Genomic DNA, 18,877 nt, shown 5'->3' with positions numbered 1-18,877 from the left:
CGCCGATGCCGCATCGCGCGGTGCCCGCCGGGGTTTCTGCCACCCGTATCGCCGGACTACGCTGGAAACGAGGCACACGAGGTGCCGGCCCAGTCCCCGTCCCGTCCTCTTTGGAGTGCTGAGTGCCCGAGAACCTGCCAGACCTGCGTCGCGCCGATGGCGTGCTGTTCGACCTCGACGGAGTGCTCACCCCGACCGCGGAAGTGCACATGCGAGCCTGGAAGGCCGTCTTCGACGGCGTCTTCGCCCAGTGGGACATCACCCCGGCGTACACGGATGCCGACTACTACGCGTACGTCGACGGAAAGAAGCGCTACGACGGGGTGGCCAGCCTGCTGCGCAGCCGCAACGTCGAGATCCCGTGGGGTGACGTGAGCGACGGCCCGGAGGTCGAGTCGGTGTGCGGCATCGGCAACCGGAAGAACGCGGCGTTCGCCGCCGCGCTGCGCCGCGACGGCATCGCGCCGTACCCCGGTTCGCTCGCCCTGATCACACGGCTGCGCGCCGAGGGCATCCCTCAGGGCGTCGTGTCCAGCTCCAAGAACGCCGAGGAGGTGCTGGCCGCCGCGGGCATCAGGGACTTCTTCACCGTGGTCGTCGACGGCCGCGTCGCGGAGCGCGACGCGCTGGCGTCGAAGCCGGCACCCGACATGTTCCGTGCCGGTGCCGTCGCGCTCGGGGTGAATCCCGACGCGAGCGTCGCCGTCGAGGATGCCCTCGCCGGTGTCGGCTCCGCGGTGGCTGCCGGATTCGCCACCGTCGTCGGCGTGGACCGCGGCGCCGGTCCCGAGGCGCTGCGTCAGGCAGGCGCGACCTGCATCGTCGACGACCTCATCCGCCTCCTCCCGAGCACGAACACCGACGAAAGCATGGAGAACGCATGATCGACCGCGACCGCTTCCCCGTCGACCCGTGGCGTCTCACCGAGACCCGCTACAGCGAGGACGGCGTCTCGGAGACGCTCTTCGCGGTCGGCAACGGCTATCTCGGTCTGCGCGGCAACCACATCGAGGGCCGAGGCGCGTACGAGCACGGCACGTTCATCAACGGGCTGCACGAGACCTGGCCGATCCGGCACGCCGAGCAGGCGTACGGCTTCGCCGAGGTGGGGCAGACGATCGTCAACGCCCCCGATGCGAAGATCATGCGCGTCTACGTCGACGACGAACCGATCTCGTTCGACGAGGCGGAGGTGCGCGAGTACGCCCGCACGCTCGACATGCGCACCGGCGTGCTCGAGCGCAGCTTCGTGTGGGAGACGCCGTCGGGCAAGCACATCCGCATCCGCGACGAGCGCCTGGTGAGCTTCGAGGAACGCCATCTGGCGGTGCTCCGCCTCGAGGTGACGGTGGAGAACTCCGACGCCCCGGTGACCATCAGTTGTCAGCTGCTCAACCGTCAGGACGGCGGAGACGTGTACGCCGGCACGCCGACGGCCGCGCAGAAGGCCGGCTTCGACCCTCGTAAGACCGAGACGATCACCGACCGCGTCCTCGAGCCGGTCGAGTTCTGGCAGGAAGGGCTGCGCTCCGCGCTCTCCTACCGCGTCGCCGATTCGGGGATGACCGTCGCGGTGGTCGCCGACCACGTCATCGAGACGGACAACGACTACAGCGCACGGACGCTCATCGAATCGGACATCGCCAAGAACGTCTTCCGGATCCAGGCGAAGGCCGGCGTCCCCATCACGGTCACGAAGCTCGTCAGCTATCACACCTCCCGCGGGGTGCCTGCGCGTGAGCTCGTCGACCGCTGCCGTCGTTCGCTCGATCGTGCGGAGGTCGAGGGGGTCGCGTCGCAGTTCGATCGTCAGCGGCGCTGGCTGGATGCGTTCTGGGAGCGCTCCGACGTCGTGATCGAAGGACACGACGACCTGCAGCAGGCGACGCGGTGGTGCCTGTTCCAGCTCGCCCAGGCGGCGGCGCGCGCCGACGGAACAGGCGTGCCGGCGAAGGGCGTCTCCGGATCCGGGTACAGCGGTCACTACTTCTGGGACACCGAGATCTACGTCCTGCCGTTCCTCACGTACACGAGCCCGCAGTGGGCGCGCAACGCCCTGCGCGCCCGCGTGCTCATGCTCCCCGCCGCCCGCCGCAGGGCCGCGCAGCTCAACGAGGCCGGCGCTCTCTTCCCGTGGCGCACGATCAACGGTGAGGAGGCATCGGCGTACTACGCGGCCGGTACCGCGCAGTACCACATCAACGCCGACATCAGCTTCGCGCTGGGCAAGTACGTGCGAGCCACGGGTGATGAGGACTTCCTGCGTCGCGAGGCCGTCGACATCGCCGTGGAGTCGGCTCGGCTGTGGGCGACGCTGGGGTTCTGGCGCGGTGCGAACGGCGATGCGACATTCCACATCCACGGCGTCACGGGACCGGACGAGTACACGACCGTCGTCAACGACAACCTGTTCACCAACGTCATGGCCAGGTACAACCTGCGCTACGCCGCGCGCGTCGTACGGGAGATCGAGCAGGACGATCCCCAGGCGTATGCCGGCATCGTCGAACGCACCGGCCTGGACGCCGGCGAGCCCGACGCGTGGGACCGGGCCGCAGAAGCGATGTTCATCCCGTTCAGCGAGTCGCTCGGCATCCACCCGCAGGACTCGCTGTTCCTCGAGCGCGAGGTGTGGGACCTCGAGCACACCCCGGACGACCAGCGTCCGCTCCTGCTGCACTTCCACCCGTTGGTGATCTACCGGTTCCAGGTCCTCAAGCAGGCGGACGTCGTGCTCGCCCTCTTCCTGCAGGGCAACCACTTCACCCCGGAGGAGAAGCGGGCGGACTTCGACTACTACGACCCCCTGACCACCGGTGACTCCACGCTCTCGGCCGTCGTCCAGTCGGTGCTCGCTGCGGAGGTCGGATACCAGGACCTCGCGCGGACATACTTCGAGCAGTCCCTGTTCGTCGACCTCGGCGACCTGCACCACAACGCCTCAGACGGCGTGCACGTGGCCTCGGCGGGCGGGGTGTGGACCGCCCTCGTGTCCGGCTTCGGCGGGATGCGCGACCACGCGGGGGAGCTCAGCTTCGACCCGCGGCTGCCCGCTGACTGGCCGTCGCTGTCGTTCCCGCTGCAGTGGCAGGGGTCGGCGCTGCAGGTGACGATCACGCGCGATCAGCTCCGCGTGCACGTGCGCAGCGGGGAACCGGTCACCTTCACGGTCCGAGGCGGAGAGTACAGGGCGTCGACGGACACCGACGCGGTCGTGCCGCTCGCCGACCAGGGCCCCGTGCTGCCCGGCCGCCCGCGACTCGGGCAGTTCGAGGGTGCGCGACGCGACGACGGGACGCGGATCTCGGCATCCGTTCCCGTGATCACGACCGCCATCCCGGTGATCTCGTCGTTCGAGGACTGATGCGCCGCTCCCAGCCTCACGAAGTGTCCGTGGCACGCCGTAGGCTGGAGCGGTGACCACAGCCCTCTACCGCCGCTACCGGCCCGAGAACTTCGGGGAGATGATCGGTCAGTCCCAGGTGACCGATCCGCTGATGACGGCCCTGCGCAGTGACCGCGTCGGTCACGCCTACCTGTTCTCCGGGCCCCGCGGCTGCGGGAAGACGACATCGGCGCGCATCCTCGCCCGTTGCCTGAACTGCGCGGAGGGCCCGACCGACACCCCGTGCGGCACGTGCCCGAGCTGCGTCGAGCTGTCGCGCTCCGGCGGCGGATCGCTCGACGTCGTCGAGATCGACGCGGCCAGCCACAACGGCGTCGACGACGCACGCGATCTGCGCGAGCGTGCGACGTTCGCCCCCAGCCGCGACCGGTTCAAGATCTTCATCCTCGATGAGGCGCACATGGTCACCCCGCAGGGGTTCAACGCGCTGCTGAAACTCGTCGAAGAGCCGCCGGAGCACGTGAAGTTCATCTTCGCGACGACCGAGCCCGACAAGGTGCTCGGCACGATCCGCTCGCGCACGCACCACTACCCGTTCCGGCTCGTACCTCCGGCCGCGATGCTCGACTACGTCGAGAAGCTGTGCGTCGAAGAGGGCGTGAATGTCGCACAGGGTGTGCTGCCGCTCGTCGTCCGGGCCGGCGGCGGGTCGCCGCGCGACACCCTGTCGCTGCTCGACCAGCTCATCGCCGGGTCCGATGACGACGCCGTGACGTACGAGCGCGCGGTGTCGCTGCTCGGGTACACCCACGGTGCGCTGCTCGACGAGATCGTCGACGCGCTCGCCGCGGGCGACGCCGCTGCTGCCTTCCCCGCCATCGACCGTGTCGTCCAGACCGGCCAGGATCCGCGCCGTTTCGTCGACGACCTGCTCGAGCGACTTCGCGATCTCATCGTGATCGCCGCGGTCGGTGACGGCGCGTCCGCCGTGCTGCGGGGCCTCGCCGAAGACGAGCTGGCCCGCATGCGGGCGCAGGCCGGGGCCTTCGGCTCCGCGCGCCTGTCGCGTACCGCCGATGTCGTGAGCGCGGCGCTCGATGAGATGACGGGGGCGACGTCGCCGCGCCTGCACCTCGAGCTCATGATCGCCCGCGTCCTCAGCGCGGCCGGTGCGTCCGCCTCCGCAGCGCCGGTCGCGACTGCGGCGCCCGCTCCGGTCTCGGCCCCGTCTGCCGTGACGGCTCCGCCTGCGACGGCGACCCCGCCCGCGGCGCGACAGGATGCACCTGCTGCACCGCCGGCGACGGTCGAGCAGCCTGCTGTCCGGCCCGCCGCCGGCGCACCGGCACCCGAGGCGACGCCCCCCGCGCAGGCGGCACCGGCACCCGAGGTCGCACGGTCCGATGCGCCCGCGGCTGCCCCCGCGGCGCCCTCGGTCTCATCCTCGGTGTCGGAGACGTCCTCGCCGGTGGCCGAGACCGCTACGGCCTCCGCAGCCTCGTCGGTACCAGAGGCGGCACCGTCGGGCCCCGTCGACATCGACCGCATCCGTGCGGCGTGGCCGGCTGTCCTCCGACGCCTCGAGACGGTCAGCCGCGCATCCTGGCTGCTCGTGACCGCCGTGCAGCCGTTGGACTTCGCGACCGACACCGACATCCTCACCGTCGGTTTCACCAGCGAGCACGACCTGAAGAAGTTCAAGGGCGTCACGCCGGGCGACGGGCCCTCCGACCATCTGCGCTCCGCGATCGAGCAGGAGCTCGGCGTGAAGGTCAAGTACCGACCCGCTCAACTGCCTCCTACCGCGCTGGCGGACGCCGCAGCCCCTGCACCGGTGCGCACGGCCCCTCGTCCGAGCGCTCAGGGCGGCGGCGCGGCGCCGGCGCGTACCCCGCGCGACGGGAGTGCGCAGGCCACGGAGGCCTCGGCTTCCGCATCTGCCGCACCGGTGACGGACTGGGCCGTCGCGTCCATCCCGACCGACAGCCCCGCCGTCGCGTCCCCGCCGGTCCCGCCGGTCGGTGGTGCCCCGCAGCCGCAGTTCCCCGTCGACGACGAGCCCGCCGAGGTCGAGGCGACGGCACCGACCCCTCCCCACGACGGGCTGGTCGACCGCGACGAGCCGCCTCTGCCGGACGACGATGACGCTCCACCCCCCGACGAAGAGCCTCCCTACCGTCCGGACGAGTACCGGGCTCCGGCGGAGACGACGATGCCCGCTGCAGACGCACCCTCGGCATCACCGCGCACGGCGCCGACGCGCACGGCTCCCGCCGTGTCGGAGCGATCGCCCGGTGGTGTGCAGCGCTACGGCGAGGCCGTGATCCGCCAGGTGCTCGGCGCGACGTTCGTCCGTGAAGAGCCCTACGAGCCTCCGGCGAGGTTCGCCTGATGTACGACGGCATCGTTCAGGAACTCATCGACGAATTCGGTCGGCTCCCCGGCATCGGACCCAAGTCGGCCCAGCGGATCACTTTCCACATCCTGCAGACCCCGTCGTTCGATGTCGCCCGGTTGGCTGAGCTGCTCACCGAGGTGCGCGCGCGCGTGCGATTCTGCGAGATCTGCGGCAACGTGTCGGAGCAGGACCGGTGCGCGATCTGCCGAGACCCGCGCCGCAATCCCGCTCTCATCTGCGTCGTCGAGGACGCCAAGGACGTCTCGGCGATCGAACGCACCCGTGAGTTCCGTGGGCTCTATCACGTGCTCGGCGGAGCGATCAGCCCGATCGCCGGGGTCGGCCCCGATGATCTGCGCATCACGCAGCTCATGTCCCGGCTCGCGGACGGCACCGTGCAGGAAGTCATCATCGCGACCAACCCGAACCTCGAGGGCGAAGCGACGGCGAGCTACCTGAGCCGGCTCCTCACGACCATGCAGATCACCGTCTCGCGGCTGGCATCCGGACTGCCGGTCGGCGGCGACCTCGAGTACGCGGACGAGGTCACGCTCGGCCGCGCGTTCGAAGGAAGGCGCACGCTGTGAGCACCCGCATCGGTCTCACCCCGGTCGTGGACGAGTGAACGCGCAGGGCGGCTTCACCCGGAAAGGGTGGTTGCTGTTCGCGGTGATGGCGGTCGTGTGGGGGATCACCTACCTGTTCATCAAAGAGGCCGTCCAGTCCTTCACGCCCCCTGCTGTCGTCGCAGGACGGACGCTGCTCGGCGCCGTCATCCTCCTGCCGTTCGCTCTGCGCAGCGGAGCGCTGAAGGCGGCGTGGAGGCACTGGCCGTGGGTGCTCGCGTTCGGGTTGGTCGAGATGGCAGGGCCGTTCCTGCTCCTCAGCCACGCCGAGACCCAGCTGCCCTCCGGTCTCACCGGGCTGCTCGTGGCGACGGTCCCACTGTTCGCGGTCATGATCGGCCTCATCCGCGGCGACCGATCCGCGCTGGCTCCGCTGCGACTCGGCGGCCTCCTCCTGGGGTTCGTCGGTGTGATCGTGATCGTCGCCGGTCCAGGACTCTTCCCGTCCGGACAGGCGAGTGCCGTGGCCATCGGCGAGATCATGCTCACCGCGCTGCTGTACGCGATCGCGCCGTTCATCATCGCCCATCGGCTCTCCGACGTGCCGTCGATCGGCACGATCACCCTGTCCCTGGCCGCGATCGGCATCGGCTACCTCCCTGCGGCGCTGCTCACCACGCATGAGGTTCCGACGGTCCGCTCGACCGTCGCGCTGCTGCTGCTCGGAGTCATATGCACGGCCGTCGCCTTCGTGGCGTTCTTCGCACTGATCCGCGAGGTCGGGCCGGTGCGGGCGCCGCTTTTCACCTACGTCAATCCGGTGGTCGCGATCCTCCTGGGCACCCTCTTCCTCGCCGAGCCGATCACTCTCGGACTGCTGATCGGGTTCCCCCTCGTCCTCGCCGGATGCTGGCTGGCCGCGACCGGCGGGCGTCTGCGGGCGCGGGCCGAGGTCCTCCCGCCGCCGCCCGCTCCCTGACGCGAACACTCGCGGCGACCCTGAGAGGCGGGGCAGCCGCCGGTCGTCACATGCGGGGGGCGACATGCGCGACGAACGTAGAATGGCCCGTGGGCGAAACCGCCCGTCTTTCCCCGGGAGTGAATGTGGCCCTCATTGTGCAGAAGTACGGCGGCTCGTCCGTCGCCGACGCCGAGAGCATCAAGCGCGTCGCCAAGCGCATCGTCGACACCCGTCGCGCCGGTCACGATGTCGTCGTGGCGGTGAGCGCGATGGGCGACACCACGGATGAGCTGCTCGACCTCGCCAACGAGGTCGCCCCCATCCCCGCCCCGCGTGAGATGGACATGCTGCTGAGCAGCGGAGAGCGCATCTCCATGGCCCTGCTGGCGATGGCGATCCATTCCATGGGCTTCGACGCCCGCTCGTTCACCGGCAGCCAGGCCGGGATGATCACCGATGACCACCACGGTTCCGCACGCATCGTCGATGTCACGCCGGTGCGCCTGCGGGAGGCCCTCGACGAGGGAGCGATCGTCATCGTGGCGGGCTTCCAAGGATTCAACCGCGACACCCGCGACATCACGACGCTCGGACGCGGCGGTTCCGACACGACGGCCGTCGCGCTCGCTGCGGCCCTCAATGCCGACGTCTGCGAGATCTACAGCGACGTCGACGGCATCTACACCGCCGACCCCCGCGTCATCCCGCGGGCGCAGAAACTGGACCACGTCTCCAGCGAGGAGATGCTCGAGCTCGCCGCCAACGGGGCGAAGGTGCTGTACATCCGCGCGGTCGAGTTCGCTCGCCGCCACGGCGTGCTCATCCATGCCCGGTCGACGTTCTCATCCGGCGAGGGCACATACGTTCTGGGCGAGGGGATGAACGACCCGCGCGAAGTTGAGGGAGAAGTCATGGAAGAACCGATCGTCGCCGGCGTCGCCACCGACAAGGGTCAGGCCAAGATCACCGTGGTCGGGGTCCCCGATGTGCCGGGCAAGGCCGCCGAGATCTTCAAGATCGTCGCGAAGTCTGGCGCGAACGTCGACATGATCGTCCAGAACGTCTCGGCCGCCGCGACCGGTCGTGCGGACATCTCGTTCACGCTTCCGAAGGCGGACGCATCGGCCGCGCTCAAGGCTCTCGCGGCCGAGCAGGCAGAGGTGGGCTTCGACAGCCTGGTCCACGACGACCAGATCGGCAAGCTCTCGGTCGTCGGCGCCGGCATGCGCGTGCACTCCGGTGTGTCGGCGACGCTGTTCGAGGCGCTGTCGACCGCGGGCATCAACATCGAGATGATCTCGACGTCCGAGATCCGCATCTCGGTCGTCCTGCGCGACACCGACCTCGCCGATGCCGCCCGCATCGTGCACACCGCATACGGCCTCGATGCCGAGGTCGAGGCCGTCGTCCACGCCGGCACCGGCCGCTGAGCACTTCCCACCAACCGCAGGCGGCGGCTGTCGCCGCCGGCCTCCGACCGTTCGGACAGGCTCACTAGACTCGCTCTCACCCCCTTCAGGAAGGCGTTCCGCATGACCCGCATCTCCGACTCAGGACACTCCGTCGCCATCGTGGGCGCCACCGGTCAGGTGGGCTCCGTCATGCGCGAGATTCTCGCGGAGCGTGCGTTCCCGATCCGGGAGCTGCGTCTGTTCTCCTCGGCGCGCTCGGCGGGGACGGCGATCGACTTCGGCGGTGTGTCCGTAGTCGTCGAGGATGTCGAGACCGCTGATCCGTCCGGCATCGAGATCGCGCTGTTCTCCGCAGGGGCCACGGCGAGCCGTGCGTACGCCGAGCGTTTCGCCGCGGCCGGTGCCGTCGTGATCGACAACTCGAGCGCATGGCGCAACGACCCTGAGGTGCCGCTCGTCGTCAGCGAGGTGAACCCGCATGCCATCGATGAGCGCCCCCGCGGCATCATCGCGAACCCGAACTGCACGACGATGGCGGTCATGCCGGTCCTCAAGCCCCTCGCTGAGGCCGCAGGCCTCGAGCGCCTGATCGTGTCCACCTACCAGGCGGTCTCCGGGTCCGGTCTCGCCGGTGCGCAGGAGCTGCTGGGTCAGGTCGAGGGCGTCCTCGCGCAGGGCGACACGCTCCGCCTCGTGCACGACGGTTCCGCGGTCGACTTCCCGCAGCCGGAGAAGTACGTCGCACCCATCGCGTTCGACGTCGTGCCGCTCGCCGGCTCCATCGTCGACGACGGCCTGAACGAGACCGACGAAGAGAAGAAGCTCCGCAACGAGAGCCGCAAGATCCTCGAGCTTCCCGACCTCCGCGTGGCGGGGACCTGCGTGCGCGTTCCGGTGTTCACCGGGCACTCGCTGTCGATCCACGCCGAGTTCACCGACGACATCACGCCGGATCGCGCGCGCGAGATCCTCGCCGACGCCCCCGGTGTGGTGCTCGAAGAGGTGCCGACGCCGCTGTACGCGGCAGGTAAGGACCCGAGCTTCGTCGGACGCATCCGCGCCGACCAGTCCGCTCCGGAGAACAAGGGGCTCGTGCTCTTCGTCAGCAACGACAACCTGCGCAAGGGTGCGGCCCTCAACGCCGTGCAGATCGCCGAGATCGTCGCGGAGCGTCTGTCCGCCTGATCCGGTCGCCCCGGTTCGTCGCGGCGCGCACGTCGCACCGGACTCCGGTTCACGGTCGGTCTTCGCGCACGGATGCAGGGCCCGCGCACGCCTGCAGGGCGCCGCGGCGGCGTGTCGCCCTGCATCCGTGCTTCGGCCCTGCAAGCGTGCGGGCCGGATGCCGGATGCCGGATGCCGGATGCCGGATGCCGGATGCCGGATGCCGGATGCCGATGCTCCGGTCGGGGCATGCCCGCAAGCGAACTAGGATGGACGGGTGACTGAATCCGTCGACGTCGTCCTCATCGGTGGTGGCATCATGAGCGCCACCCTGGGCACTCTGCTGCGCGAACTGCAGCCGGACTGGAAGATCGTCGCCTTCGAGCGGCTGTCCGATGTGGCCCAGGAAAGCTCGAACCCGTGGAACAACGCGGGCACCGGCCATGCGGCCCTCTGCGAGCTGAACTACATGCCGCAGACCGGCGGTCCGCTGGACCCGGCCAAGGCGATCGCCATCAACGAGCAGTTCCAGCAGAGCCGCCAGTTCTGGTCGTCGCTCGTCGACAAGGGTGTCCTCGATGCCCCGTCGACCTTCATCAACTCGACGCCGCACATGACCTTCGTCCGTGGCGAGAAGGATGTCGCGTACCTCAAGGAGCGCTACGAGGTGCTCAAGGAGCAGCCGCTGTTCGAGGGCATCGAGTACAGCGAGGACTCCCGCGTCATCAACCAGTGGGCACCGCTGCTCATGCAGAAGCGCCGCAAGGGGGAGCCCTTCGCGGCGACGCGTGTGCCCGCGGGCACCGACGTCGACTTCGGCGCCCTCACCCACCAGCTCTTCGACCACCTGCAGGGTGACGGCTTCCAGTTGCTCACCAACCACGAGGTGCGCTCGCTCAAGAAGCAGAAGGACGGCAGCTGGCAGGTCACCTTCCGCAACAGCCTCGGCCGTACGCCAGACCGGGTCAACGCGAAGTTCGTCTTCGTCGGTGCCGGAGGCTGGGCGCTGAAGCTGCTCCAGCGCTCCGGGATCCCCGAGATCAAGGGCTACGGCGTCTTCCCGATCGGCGGTCAGTTCCTGAAGACCACGAATCCCGCCGTCGTCGCCCAGCACAAGGCGAAGGTGTACTCGCAGGCCTCCGTGGGTGCGCCGCCGATGTCGGTGCCGCACCTGGACACCCGTGTCGTCGACGGTGAGGCGTCGCTGATGTTCGGTCCGTTCGCGACCTTCAGCCCGAAGTTCCTCAAGAACGGGTCGATGCTCGACATCGTCTCCCAGGTGCGTGCCCACAACCTGTGGCCCATGCTCCGGGTGGCGTTCGCGAACCCGGACCTGATCACCTACCTGCTCGGCGAGCTGGTCAAGACGCACGCCAAGAAGGTCGACAGCCTCCGCACATTCATGCCGACCGCGAAGGACGAGGACTGGACTCTGATCCAGGCCGGTCAGCGCGCGCAGGTGATGAAGAAGGATGCGAAGAAGGGCGGCGTCCTGCAGTTCGGCACGGAGGTCGTCTCCGCGGCCGACGGCTCGATCGCCGGTCTCCTCGGCGCATCTCCCGGCGCATCGACGGCTGTGCCGATCATGCTCGGCCTGCTGAAGAAGTGCTTCCCCGAGCAGTACGCCGGCTGGGAGCCGACGCTGCGCGAGCTCATCCCGACGTACGGTCAGTCGTTGAACGGCGATCCCGACGCTGCGGAGAAGGCGATGACCGCCACGGCTGCCGCACTGAACATCTCGAGGTGACCCGTCGCCGTGGCGAAGCTCTACTTCCGCTACGGGGCGATGAACTCCGGCAAGTCCACGGCACTGCTGCAGGCCGCGTACAACTACGAGGAGCGCGGCCAGCACGTGCTGCTGGCCAAGCCTGAGATCGACACCAAGGGTGCGACTCAGATCGAGAGCCGCCTTGGTGTCACCCGCGAGGTCGACTTCCTCATCCCGCAGGACGGGGATGCGCGCGCGCTGTTCGGCGCGGAACGCGAGCGGATGCGACGGCGCAGTGCCGAAGGGCTGATCCCCGCGGACCCGATCGATGTGGCTTGCCTCCTCGTCGACGAGGCGCAGTTCCTCACCCCTGCCCAGATCGACGATCTGTTCCGCATCGCGGTGGTCGACGGCATCCCGGTGATGGCCTACGGCATCCGCAACGACTTCTTGACCCATGCCTTCCCGGGCTCTGCTCGCCTGCTCGCCATCGCGCACTCGCTTGAGGAGCTCAAGACGATCTGCCGGTGCGGACGCAAGGCGGTCTTCAACGGCCGCGTGATCAACGGCCGGTTCGTGTTCGACGGCGATCAGGTCGCGATCGATGAAGGGGCGTTGAGCGTGGCCCCCGCTGACGTCGTCACGTACGAGTCGCTGTGCGGTCACTGCTACCTCGAGGAGTCCGGCGGGCGCCTGGGCTGATCGGCTGCCGTCTTGCGTGGTCAGACCACAGGGGATACTCTGTGGTCAGACCACAGGAGGACGCATGGCGGAACGCGCTTGGCAGCTCGTGCTCGATCACATCGAACGCGACCTTCTCGACGCGCGCCTCGGCCCGGGAGACCGGCTCCCCTCAGAACGTGATCTCGCGTCAGAGCTCGGCGTCGGCCGCTCCAGCGTCCGTGAGGCGTTCCGTGTCCTCGAGGTCCTCGGTCTCATCCGCACGTCGACGGGGTCAGGACCGTCCGCCGGAGCGATCGTCATCGCCACACCCTCCGGGGGCCTTTCGGCCCTGATGCGGCTCCAGGTGGCCGCGCAGGGCTTTCCCCTCGGCGACGTCGTTCGCACCAGGCTCGTCCTGGAGGAGGCCGTGGCGGCGTCGCTCGCCGAGCAGCCCGGCCGCGACCTGACTGACGCCCACCGCATCCTCGACGCCATGGACACTCCCGGCCTCACGGCGGGGGAGTTCCTCGCACTGGACGCACGCCTGCACCTCGCGCTGGCCGAATCCAGCGGCAACACCGTCATCACTGCGACGATGGCCGGTCTGCGAACAGCCATCGAGTCGTACGTGTTCGCAGGCTCCGCGCAGATCGACGACTGGGACGCCATGGCGGCGCGCCTGCGCGCCGAGCACCGCGAGATCGTCGCAGCGATCGATGAGGGCGATGCGGATGCCGCGCGCACACTCGTCCACGATCACATCACCGGCTATTACACCGCCGCCGGGCTCACGCCCGGCGACCACGACTGAGAGGAACGCCATGGTCACGCGTCAGCTGCCCAAGCCCGCGGAGCTGTTCGAACTGATGAAGTTCAAAAAGCCAGAGCTGAACGGACGAAAGCGGCGTCTGGAGAGTGCGCTCACGATCGCCGACCTGCGGATGATCGCCAAGCGCCGCACGCCCAAGGCCGCCTTCGACTACACCGACGGATCGGCGGAGGGGGAGGTTTCGCTCGCCCGCGCGCGGCAGGCGTTCGAGGACGTGGAGTTCCACCCCGGCATCCTCAAGCCCGCCCCTGACGTCGACACGTCCGTCGAGATCCTCGGCGGCCCGAGCGCGCTGCCGTTCGGCATCGCGCCGACCGGGTTCACCCGGCTCATGCAGACGGAGGGTGAGGTCGCCGGTGCCGGCGCGGCAGCAGCCGCCGGCATCCCCTTCACGCTGTCGACGCTCGGCACGACCTCGATCGAGGGTGTCAAGGCGGCGAACCCGCACGGGCGCAACTGGTTCCAGCTGTACGTCATGCGCGACCGCGAGATCTCGTACGAACTGACCCGTCGGGCCGCGGCCGCCGGGTTCGACACGCTGCACTTCACGGTGGACACCCCGGTCGCGGGGGCTCGCCTGCGCGACAAGCGCAACGGCTTCAGCATCCCTCCGCAGCTGACGCTGGGAACGATCATCAACGCGATCCCCAGGCCGTGGTGGTGGTTCGACTTCCTCACGACTCCGAAGCTCGAGTTCGCGTCGCTGAGCTCGACCGGCGGCACGGTCGGCGAACTGCTGGATGCGGCGATGGATCCTACGATCAGCTACGACGACCTCGCGGTGATCCGCGACCTGTGGCCGGGCAAGATCGTCATCAAGGGCGTGCAGAACGTCGAGGACGCGGTGCGCCTGAAGGACGAGGGCGTGGACGGCATCGTCCTGTCGAACCACGGCGGGCGCCAGCTCGACCGCGCGCCGATCCCGTTCCACCTGCTGCCCTCCGTCCGCGAGGCCGTCGGCGACGACTTCACGGTCATGGTCGACACCGGCATCATGAACGGTGCCGACATCGTCGCCTCGGTGGCGCTCGGCGCCGACTTCACCCTGATCGGCCGGGCGTACCTGTACGGGCTCATGGCGGGAGGCCGCCAGGGTGTCGACAGGACGATCGCGATCCTCCGCACGGAGATCGAGCGGACCATGCGCCTGCTCGGGGTCGCTTCGTTGGCCGAGCTGGAGCCCGGACACGTCACGCAGCTGCAGCGCCTCGTCCCTGTGGCGCGCTGATCCGTCCGCGCGTCGCGGCCGGACCGGCTGCGGCGCGCGGGAGGAGGGTCACGAGGTGCGTGCGCCCAACTGCGGCTGCAACGTCGGCAGCAGCAGGTCGAGCTGATCGGCGGTGTCCTCCCAGCTCGTCACGGCGATCGAGCGCACGCCGAGAGCGAGGACGGGATAGTCGTTGCCCCCCTCGTCCAGACGATCGCCGAAGAACAGCATGTCCGCAAGAGGGATGCCGGTGTGCTCCGCGAGGGACGTCATGCCGTAGGCCTTGTCGATGCCTGCGCGGGTGATGTCGATGGACGTCGAACCGCCCGCTCGCACCTCGAGCCCGGGGAGACGGGCGGCGACGGCGTCGCGGAGGGTCAGGCGCTTGGCGCCGTCCGGGTCCCAGGCGTGCTTGGCTGTGCCGGGGGCCTGCTGTCCCAGAGCGGAGAAGGTGATCTGCGAACCGCGGTCCTCGAGGATCTCGCCCCACGGGTCCGCCTCCCAGAGGCCGAGGCGCTCGGCCTCCTCGCGCAGCGCACGAAGCGCCGACGTCTTCTCCTCCTCGGAGAGATCGTGGGCGTAGATCGCGACGAAGTCGGACCCGTCGTGACGGAGATAGCGCGTGCCGCACGTGGGCAGCAGGTGCAGGCGGGACAGCTCCGCGGCATCCGCATCGCCGAGCCTGTCGACCACCTGCGAGCGGAACTGGTCCTCGTTGCCTCCGGAGATGATCGCGACGTCGACCAGGCGCAGCAGGCTGCGCAGCTGCGACGCGATGCGCGGGTCGATGGCACTCTTGGAAGGGGCGAGCGTGTCGTCGAGGTCGAAGGCGACCAGGCGAGGTGCAGTCATGATCTCTCCAGGATATGAAGAAGGCCGCCCCGGAGGGCGACCTTCTTGCAAACGTCGGGGTGACAGGATTTGAACCTGCGGCCTCTTCGTCCCGAACGAAGCGCGCTACCAAGCTGCGCCACACCCCGTTTGCAACCGTTCGAGTCTACCTCGAAACGCGGGCGGCGCCGAATCGGGACCCGGTCGCACTCATGCGGGCGTGTCGCGAGCGGTCAGAGTCAGCAGTGTCGCCTCCGGGCGGCAGGCGAATCTCACCGGCGCGTAGATGGAATGGCCGCAGCCGGCGCTGACGTTGAGCGGGACGCTGCGCCCGCCGTGCGTCCACGTGCTCAGTCCCTTCGCCTGCGACAGCGGGATGTCGCAGTTGGCCACCAGCGTGCCGAAGAACGGCAGACACACCTGGCCGCCATGCGTGTGCCCGCCGAAGAGGGCGTCGGCACCGAGGTCGGTGAACCTGTTCAGCACGCGCTGGTAGGGGGCGTGCGTGACACCGAGCAGCGGACGGGAGGCTTCTCTCGTGCCGAGGCCGGCGATGGCCTCAGGGAGCACGTCGAGGTCGTCCCAGTCGCGGTGCGCGTCGCTCACTCCGAAGAAGTCCACGTCGCGGTCTCCGACGCGGACGGTGGCGGCGCGGTTGTTGAGATCGGCCCATCCGAGATCCTCGCCGAGGAACCGGTCGAGTGCGTCGGTGTCGAGCTTCTCAACTGTGATCTTCCGTTTCGACGGTCCGGCGAAGTAGCGCAGCGGGTTGCGCGGGGTCGGGCCATGGACGTCGTTCGAGCCGTGGACGAACACCCCGGGAGTCCCCGCGAAGGGTTCGAACGCGCGGCGGATGCCGACGAGTCCGTCGCGGTGGCCGAGGTTGTCACCGGTGTTGACGACGAGGTCGGGCTGCAGGTCGGCGAGCGAGGCGAGCCAGTCCTGCTTCCTGCGCTGCCACGGTGCCATGTGCGCGTCGGAGACGTGCAGCACGCGCAGCGGTGCGGTGCCGGGCGGGAGTGCCGCTGCGGACACCTCGCGCACGGTGTACAGGTGCCGCTCGATCCCGACGCCCCACACGGCGCATGCCACACCGACGGCCCCCACCGCGCCGAGCGCGATGAGGGCCGGGTGTGCAGTGCTGCGCCTGCTCAATCTTCGCCGCCGCCGACGCAGTTGACCGTGACCTTCGAGCCGGCCTTGGCCTCACGAGGTCCAGGGTTCTGCGCCGCCACGATGGAGTCGTCCGAGCACTCCTTGCCGTCGATGGAGAATCCGGCGCCCTCGATCGCCTGCGTGGCCTCCGCGTACGTGGAGCCGACGACGTTGGGGATCTTCACCGTCGGAGGCTTGCCCGAACTCGGCGAGATCGTGACGGTCGTACCGCCGCTGACCTGGCCGGCACCCGGGTCCTGGGTGGCGACAGTGCCCTCGGGCAGGTCGCTGTCGACCGGTGAGCCCACGCTCACACCGAAGCCGCGGCTCTCGAGGGTGCTCGTCGCGTCACCCACCGACATCCCGACAACGCTCGGCAGGTCCACGTACACGGGACGGGTCAGCTTCTGGTCCGGCTCCGGGAAGGGATCGCCGCCACCGAGCAGAGCGTTCGCGGCAGCCTGCATGTCGCGGGCGATGCCGTAGCGGATGTTCTGCAGTTCCGTGCCGTTGTACCACTGCCCCCAGATGTCCGCCGTACCCTGCCAGCGGCCGACGTAGACGGCGGTCGTCGCCTTGGTGCTCGACTCGATCATCATCGTGCCGTACTCGTTGTGCGAACCGGTCTTGCCGAGAAGCGGCGTGCCGTCCCAGGTGTTCGCCTGCGCACCGGTGCCGCCCTGCGCCATGACGCCCTGCAGCGCGTACGCGGCCGTCGACGCGACCTCGGGCGTGATCACCTGGGTGCACTTCGTGTCGGGGATGGGAAGTTCCTCACCCTTCTGGTTCACGATCTTGTCGATCGCCTTGGGCTCGCAGTAGACGCCCTTGTTTGCGACCGTGGCGTAGGCCCCGGCCATGTCCAACGGTGCGATGTACTTCGAACCCAGCACGTCGAACGGAACGTTCTCCTCCGTGGTCTTCTTGCCGTTGCCGAGGGTCACGCCCATCCGGTCTGCGACGCCGTTGATGTCGCAGAGGTCGAGGCGGGACGCCATGGCGAAGTATCCGGAGTTCAGCGAGTCACGGGTGAAGGACATGGGCGTCCCGGTGTATCCGCCGACTCGACCGAAGTTGCCGACGTCGCTCGTGTCGAAATCCCAGGAGGACCCGGTGCACGACGCGGTCATCTTCAAGGTCTGGTTGCGACCGTTGATGCTCTCGTTCACGGAGTGACCCGTCTCGAGCCAGTTCACGAGGGTGAAGAGCTTGTATGCCGAGCCCACCGGCATCCCGGAGGAGCCGCCATGATCCCGGTCCGACGCGAAGACGAGGCTCGTGTACGCCTGATCGTCGCTGGCGGTCTCGCGGAACTTCGTGTTCTGCGTCATCGCCAGGATCCGACCGCTGCCGGGCTCGATGGTGACGCCGGCGCCGCCGAAGTACTGGTTGTCGTAGTTCGGCGGGATGCGGCTGTTCATCGCGTCGATGGCAGGACGCTGAAGACGCATGTCGAGCGTCGTGTAGATCTTCAGGCCGTCGCGGTACAGCGCCTTGGTGCGCTCCTGCGGCGTCTCGCCGAACGCGGGATCGCTGAGGATGACCGTCTTCGCGTACTGGCAGAAGTAGGCGTTGTCGCCCGAGGCGGTGCAACCCTGAGACGGCTGGTGGATGTCCGGTGCGATGGGCGATTCGTTCGCCTCGTCGAACTGCTCCTGCGTGATCTTGCCGTCGGTGAGCATGCGGCCCAGCACGTAGTCTCGGCGCTTCAGCGTGAGGCTGTACCCGTCATCCGCCGAGTTGACGGCCTCGCCGTCGTTGCCGGTCATCGTCCCGCCCGGCAGGTCGATGCGGTACGTGTTCGGGTTCTGCACGATGCCGGCGAGCGTCGCCGCCTGTGCGACCGAGAGATCGGCGGCCTTGACGCCGAAGTAGTAGTTCGCCGCGGCCTCGATGCCGTAGACGGTCCCACCGAAGCTCGCGATGTTCAGATATCCGAGGAGGATCTCGTTCTTCGAGTAGTCCTTCTCGATCTGGATCGCGTAGCGCATCTCCTGCAGCTTGCGCTCGATGCCGTCGGCGCCGGTGGCGTTCGTGGCATCGAGCCAGCACTGGGTGATCTTGTCGCTGTAGTCCTCTTCGCCCGGCAGGACGCCCTGCTCGCACTGCTGCACGAGCACGTTCTTCACGTACTGCTGGCTGATCGTCGAGGCGCCGCGGGAGGACGTCCCCTGGAGGTTGTCGATCAGCGCCTTGGCAGTGGCGCCGATGTTGACACCACCGTGCTCGTAGAAGTCCTTGTCCTCGCTGGACAGGATCGCGTCGTACATCGCAGGGTTGATCTGGTCGAACGAGACCGGGATGCGATTCTGATCGTAGAACGCCGCCATCTTGGTCGGCTTGCCGTCTTTCCCGGTGACGTAGAGCGTGCTCGGCTCCATCGGAGCGTCGATCTTCAGGTAGGACGGCAGCTTCTCGAACAGGTCGAGAGCCTGCGAGCCGGCGGCGCCCGCGACGGCGAGCGCCGGGGTGACGGTGGCAGTCACGAGGATCCCCGCGACCACGCTGAGCCCGACCAGACCGAGGAGTCCGCCGAGCACGCCTGTCGCCGTGCGATTCTTCTGAGGCATACGCTAGATCGTAGGGGAGTTCCCTGAATACCGGCTTTGACGCTCGGCGTGCCGATCGTCGCCGCCG

Annotated in this window: 14 protein-coding genes and 1 tRNA gene; 11 read left to right on the top strand and 4 right to left on the bottom strand. The window is 68.8% G+C overall.

Annotated features, from left to right (window positions below):
* Positions 1-122 precede the first annotated feature (122 nt).
* From HD600_RS02845 to HD600_RS02795, 11 genes are all read left to right on the top strand, one after another.
* Positions 123-884 (top strand): beta-phosphoglucomutase family hydrolase, encoded by a 762-nt coding sequence (locus tag HD600_RS02845; protein WP_184281428.1) that lies wholly within the window; start codon positions 123-125, stop codon positions 882-884.
* Complete coding sequence (locus HD600_RS02840) at positions 881-3,364, top strand: glycoside hydrolase family 65 protein (RefSeq protein ID WP_184281426.1); 2,484 nt, start codon at positions 881-883, stop codon at positions 3,362-3,364. The genes HD600_RS02845 and HD600_RS02840 overlap by 4 nt, the downstream gene beginning before the upstream one ends.
* Positions 3,365-3,416: 52 nt before the next feature.
* Positions 3,417-5,738, top strand: a complete 2,322-nt coding sequence (locus HD600_RS02835; protein ID WP_184281424.1) for a DNA polymerase III subunit gamma and tau — start codon at positions 3,417-3,419, stop codon at positions 5,736-5,738.
* Positions 5,738-6,331: a recombination mediator RecR gene (gene recR / locus HD600_RS02830; protein WP_144797588.1), complete on the top strand. Its 594-nt coding sequence runs from the start codon at positions 5,738-5,740 to the stop codon at positions 6,329-6,331. Before HD600_RS02835 ends, recR begins: the two co-directional genes overlap by 1 nt.
* A gap of 34 nt (positions 6,332-6,365) precedes the next feature.
* The gene (locus HD600_RS02825; RefSeq protein WP_184281422.1) at positions 6,366-7,289 is read left to right on the top strand and encodes an EamA family transporter; all 924 of its coding nucleotides are present in this window, start codon (positions 6,366-6,368) and stop codon (positions 7,287-7,289) included.
* Between the two features lie 125 nt (positions 7,290-7,414).
* Positions 7,415-8,701 carry an aspartate kinase gene (locus HD600_RS02820; RefSeq protein ID WP_144797837.1) on the top strand — a complete coding sequence of 429 codons (1,287 nt, stop codon included), beginning with the start codon at positions 7,415-7,417 and terminating at the stop codon, positions 8,699-8,701.
* A gap of 102 nt (positions 8,702-8,803) precedes the next feature.
* Positions 8,804-9,868: an aspartate-semialdehyde dehydrogenase gene (locus HD600_RS02815; protein WP_184281420.1), complete on the top strand. Its 1,065-nt coding sequence runs from the start codon at positions 8,804-8,806 to the stop codon at positions 9,866-9,868.
* A gap of 256 nt (positions 9,869-10,124) precedes the next feature.
* A complete protein-coding gene (locus HD600_RS02810) occupies positions 10,125-11,594 on the top strand; it encodes a malate:quinone oxidoreductase (protein WP_184281418.1) in 1,470 nt (489 codons plus the stop codon).
* Between the two features lie 9 nt (positions 11,595-11,603).
* On the top strand, positions 11,604-12,257 hold the full coding sequence (locus HD600_RS02805; RefSeq protein WP_184281417.1) for a thymidine kinase: 654 nt from the start codon (positions 11,604-11,606) through the stop codon (positions 12,255-12,257).
* 64 nt (positions 12,258-12,321) lie between these two features.
* Positions 12,322-13,029 (top strand): FadR/GntR family transcriptional regulator, encoded by a 708-nt coding sequence (locus tag HD600_RS02800; protein ID WP_144797598.1) that lies wholly within the window; start codon positions 12,322-12,324, stop codon positions 13,027-13,029.
* A gap of 10 nt (positions 13,030-13,039) precedes the next feature.
* Complete coding sequence (locus HD600_RS02795) at positions 13,040-14,275, top strand: alpha-hydroxy acid oxidase (protein ID WP_144797600.1); 1,236 nt, start codon at positions 13,040-13,042, stop codon at positions 14,273-14,275.
* Positions 14,276-14,323: 48 nt separating this feature from the next.
* Here the strand turns inward: HD600_RS02795 and HD600_RS02790 are convergent, their stop codons facing one another.
* From HD600_RS02790 to HD600_RS02775, 4 genes are all read right to left on the bottom strand, one after another.
* Positions 14,324-15,106: an HAD-IIB family hydrolase gene (locus tag HD600_RS02790; RefSeq protein WP_184281415.1), complete on the bottom strand. Its 783-nt coding sequence runs from the start codon at positions 15,104-15,106 to the stop codon at positions 14,324-14,326.
* Positions 15,107-15,160: 54 nt separating this feature from the next.
* Positions 15,161-15,234 (bottom strand) — tRNA-Pro (locus HD600_RS02785).
* Positions 15,235-15,295: 61 nt separating this feature from the next.
* Positions 15,296-16,240, bottom strand: coding sequence for a metallophosphoesterase (locus tag HD600_RS02780; protein WP_144797603.1), 945 nt, complete (start codon positions 16,238-16,240; stop codon positions 15,296-15,298).
* Entirely contained in the window at positions 16,237-18,810 is a 2,574-nt protein-coding gene (locus HD600_RS02775; RefSeq protein WP_206706070.1) for a transglycosylase domain-containing protein, read from the bottom strand. Before HD600_RS02775 ends, HD600_RS02780 begins: the two co-directional genes overlap by 4 nt.
* Positions 18,811-18,877: the final 67 nt, after the last annotated feature.

Source organism: Microbacterium ginsengiterrae (genome assembly GCF_014205075.1).
Classification (GTDB): Bacteria; Actinomycetota; Actinomycetes; order Actinomycetales; family Microbacteriaceae; genus Microbacterium; species Microbacterium ginsengiterrae.
This window is presented reverse-complemented; position numbering and strand designations above follow the sequence as displayed.